This window comes from Arthrobacter sp. 2YAF22_2, assembly GCF_052114645.1.
GTDB lineage: Bacteria > Actinomycetota > Actinomycetes > Actinomycetales > Micrococcaceae > Arthrobacter.
In genome coordinates, this window is the sequence record NZ_JBFRFD010000366.1 from 1 (window position 1) to 3,785 (window position 3,785).

The 3,785-nt window shown below is 64.9% G+C and carries 2 protein-coding genes; one reads left to right on the forward strand and one right to left on the reverse strand.

All coding sequences use genetic code 11. The features are described 5' to 3' along the window. Positions 1 to 460 precede the first annotated feature (460 nt). Positions 461 to 2,962 (forward strand): HAD-IC family P-type ATPase, encoded by a 2,502-nt coding sequence (locus tag AB4Y86_RS14070; protein ID WP_441402825.1) that lies wholly within the window; start codon positions 461 to 463, stop codon positions 2,960 to 2,962. A 32-nt stretch (positions 2,963 to 2,994) separates the two neighbouring features. Here the strand turns inward: AB4Y86_RS14070 and AB4Y86_RS14075 are convergent, their stop codons facing one another. Continuing rightward, a complete protein-coding gene (locus AB4Y86_RS14075; RefSeq protein WP_441402826.1) occupies positions 2,995 to 3,555 on the reverse strand; it encodes a transposase family protein in 561 nt (186 codons plus the stop codon). Between the last annotated feature and the right edge of the window lie 230 nt (positions 3,556 to 3,785).

Consider the following 3,785-nt stretch of genomic DNA (forward strand, 5'->3'; position numbering starts at 1 on the left):
ACACTATTGAGTTCTCAAACAACAGACACACCCGGCACCACCACAACCCCACAGGGCCGCGGATCGCTCCGGAGCAACTTCTCAAACTTACCCGGTCTCATCCTCCGAAGCAAATCCAGTTTCCCAGACCCGCATCAGCAGACGAACCAGCCCCACCAAAATTCTTTAGCGAAACAAAGCGCCGAAAGAACCAGGTTTTGGATTATTTTGGGGGATTGGCCGCCTCCGGTCCTCCAGCATTTCGGCTGGTCTCCCTCGCGGCGACTTAGAAAACAATACACCCAACCGGGACGAACCGCAAACCGCTCCGATGCAGGTCCCCCCACCTGCGGAGAATCCAGGAAATGCCCGCCTGCCACGCTCCCAAGTGCCGCCCGATAGGCCCCGGCGCCGCTCCGCCGTCGTCGGCCGGGTCGCAATGCCCATCAAATCGCACCACCGCGCCGGTTACGATCGGGAGGTGAGGGAGCAGCGCCGAACCCAGAAGCCGCGGTTGCTCCACCGACGTGTCTCAGGACCGGCCGCGAACGGGCTATCGCACCACGACGTCGCCGCCCGGATGGAAAGCGGCTTGGACAACCGGGTACCGGACACCACCAGCCGAAGCCTGTGGCAGATCTTCCGCGCCAACGTCTTTACGCTGTTCAATGCAATCGTCGGCACGAGCTTCCTCGTCCTGCTGCTCCTGGGCCGCTGGCAGGACGCGCTCTTCGGGCTGTCGGCCGCCGGCAACGCGGTGATTGGGGTGGTCCAGGAATTCCGAGCCAAGAGATCCCTTGACCGTCTTGCGGTCATGGATGCACCACGTGCGCGGGTGATGCGCGACGGCCAGATCCAAGAGATCGCGACGGCCGACGTAGTCCGCGACGATGTCCTTGTCCTGCGTGCCGGGGACCAGGTGACGGCGGACGCCTCGGTGCTCGAAAGCTCGGGACTCGAGGCCGATGAGTCCCTCCTCACCGGGGAATCGGACCCCGTGGGCAAGGACCATGGGACCGATGTCCTCTCGGGATCCATCATCATCGCCGGCCACGGCAAGGCGCGGGTGGTACGGGTGGGTGCCGAGTCGTTCGCCAGCCGCCTCACGGCAGACGCTCGCCGCTTCTCCCTCGTGAATTCAGAGATCCGCAATAGCCTCAACCGGGTGCTTCGGTGGATTGCTTGGGCCATCCTCCCCGTCGCAGCCATTGTGGTCAACGGCGATCTTCAGGCCAGGGGAGGCTGGCAGCACGCCATCGCCACCGGCACTTGGACGGCGGCCCTGGTGGGCGTCATCGCCAGCGTGATCGCCATGGTCCCGCTGGGCCTGGTGCTGCTGACCAGCGTGGCATTTGCCGTCGGAGGGCTCCGCCTGGCCAGTCATGGTGTGCTCATTCAAGAACTCGCTGCCGTCGAAGGACTCGCTCGGGTCGACGTCCTCTGTATGGATAAAACCGGCACCCTGACGGAGGGCGGACTCAGGTTCGAAGCAGTCCATCAGCTCACACCCGCACCCGACCCGGGCTGGCATCAGGCCCTCGGTTGGTTCGCCTCCGAACCTGAGGCGAACGCAACGGCACGGAGTCTTGGGGCCGCCTTTACGGACGACGGCGGATTCCAGTCGATCTCATATGTTCCGTTCTCCTCCGCCCGGAAGTGGAGTGCGGTCACCTTCCGCGGCGGCAACGGGACGACTCCCACCTGGATCCTCGGGGCACCGGAAATAGTCCTGGCCGGCGGAACGTGCAAACCCCAAGATGCGACGGCGGGAGAGGCAGCCGGCCCCTTAGACGCGCCGAAGCAGGCTACGGCGCCCAGCAGCGCCTGCGTCTTGGAGCGGGCCGCGGGGTTGGCCGATGCCGGACTACGAACCCTGCTCTTGGCCGGAGCTGACGGGCTACCGGGGGCGGCCACGACGGTGGGGCTACCCGACGGGCTGCGGCCGGTCGCACTCCTCACCTTCCGCGAGCAACCCCGCTCCGATGCCCAGGACACCTTGGAATTCTTCCGGTCCGAGGGCGTCGAGTTGAAGATCATCTCCGGCGACGATCCGCGGACCGTCGCCGCCATCGCACGCAGGGTCGGCCTCGACGTCGCGCATGGCTTCGACGCACGCTCACTCCCGGAGGAGGCGCTGCTTCTCGAAGAGGTGATGGAGAGCAACATCGTCTTTGGACGCGTCACCCCGCAACAGAAGAAGGACATGGTTGCCGCGCTACAACGTCGGGGCCACACCGTGGCTATGACCGGAGACGGGGTCAATGACGCCCTGGCCCTGAAGACGGCAGACATTGGCATTGCCATGGATTCCGCGGCACCCGCCACCAAGGCGGTCGCCCGCTTGGTCCTCCTCGACGGCCGCTTCGACCGGCTCCCGGAGGTGCTGGGCGAGGGCCGGCGGGTCATCGCCAACATCGAGCGGGTCTCGAGCCTCTTCCTTAGCAAGACTGCCTATTCCATAGCCATCGCCGTGACTTTTGGGCTGCTGCAATTGCAGTTTCCGTTCCTCCCGCGCCAACTGTCCTTTACAGACGGCCTGACGATCGGCATCCCGGCGTTCTTCCTGGCGCTGATGCCGAATGCCCGGCGCTACAAACCGGGCTTCCTGCATCGTTCGCTCTGGTTTTCGGTACCTGCAGGGCTCATCGTCGCTGGTTCCTTGCTGGTGCTTAACGGATTGGCGACACTGGACGGCGCGCAGGCAGCTGATGCTATTCGTTCTGCGTCCGTCCTCACGCTTTCGATTGTGGGCCTCTGGATCCTGGCCGTCGTGTCGCGGCCGCTCAACGCCGGACGGGTGGGAGTCCTGGCGGTAATGTGCGCAGCGCTGGTCTTCCTTTTCAACGTCCCCGTGGCGCAGGATTTCTTCATCCTCTCTTGGCCGCCGGGCAGTCTCCTGATTTCGGCGCTGGGTACCGGCGGAGCCGCAGGACTGGCGGTCGAGTTTCTCGCCTGGCTTCACCGCCGGAAGTTTCCCCGCTGACCTAGGGGCGTCGATAGGCGCTGTTCAAGCCGCTAAATGGGCGGAGTCGGGTGGCGGAAGAACCGCACGGACCTGAACCGGTGTTCGTCGATGCCCAGCATCCGCGGCCTGAGCTCATCCACCTCCGGCAGGGTGAGGGGGCAGGCTTCGGTCAGCGCGGCGCGGACCATCCACCAGGACACGCCGAGCTGATGAGCCAGGGCCGAAACGGAAGTGTCGAGCTGCAGCGCATCCGTCGCCCAGCCCACTGCGCGGGCGGTCAGTTTCGCATGTGGTCCTGCCAGCGGGTGCTCCTCGCTGAACGTGGTCCTAGGGCAGTCCGGGTCCGGGCAGCGCCAGACGCGCTTGGCCCACATCAGCCGCACGGGCCTTCCGAAACACGGGATGTCATGGAGCCGGACCGGCCTGCGTCCGTGGCCGACAGCGACGACACCGCAGTCAGGGCAACCGGTGAGGTCCTCACCGGTTTCGACGCCCAGAACCAGGCCGGCCGCAGTTGCCGTGACGGAGCTGAGGTGGACGCCTTCGACACCGAGCAGCGCATCCGCGCGCGTGCACCAGCGGCCATGGGAACAAGACATAGAGTTAGTCATGTCAGGGTCTCTTTTTGGATATTGGTTGCTTGGTCGCTACCAATTCAAAGAGGCCCTGACCTCTTTTCCGTCGCACCACGCCGAACCGGGAACGGCCCATCCCGCGGCGCCAGTCTCAGATTGCCCTAACCACGCTCATCTGCGAAGGGGACTGCCCCCGGTTTTGTTGACTCCTTGACCTAGCGAGCTGGTGCTCGTGGAAGGATGTTGACCATGCCCACGGCTTATGG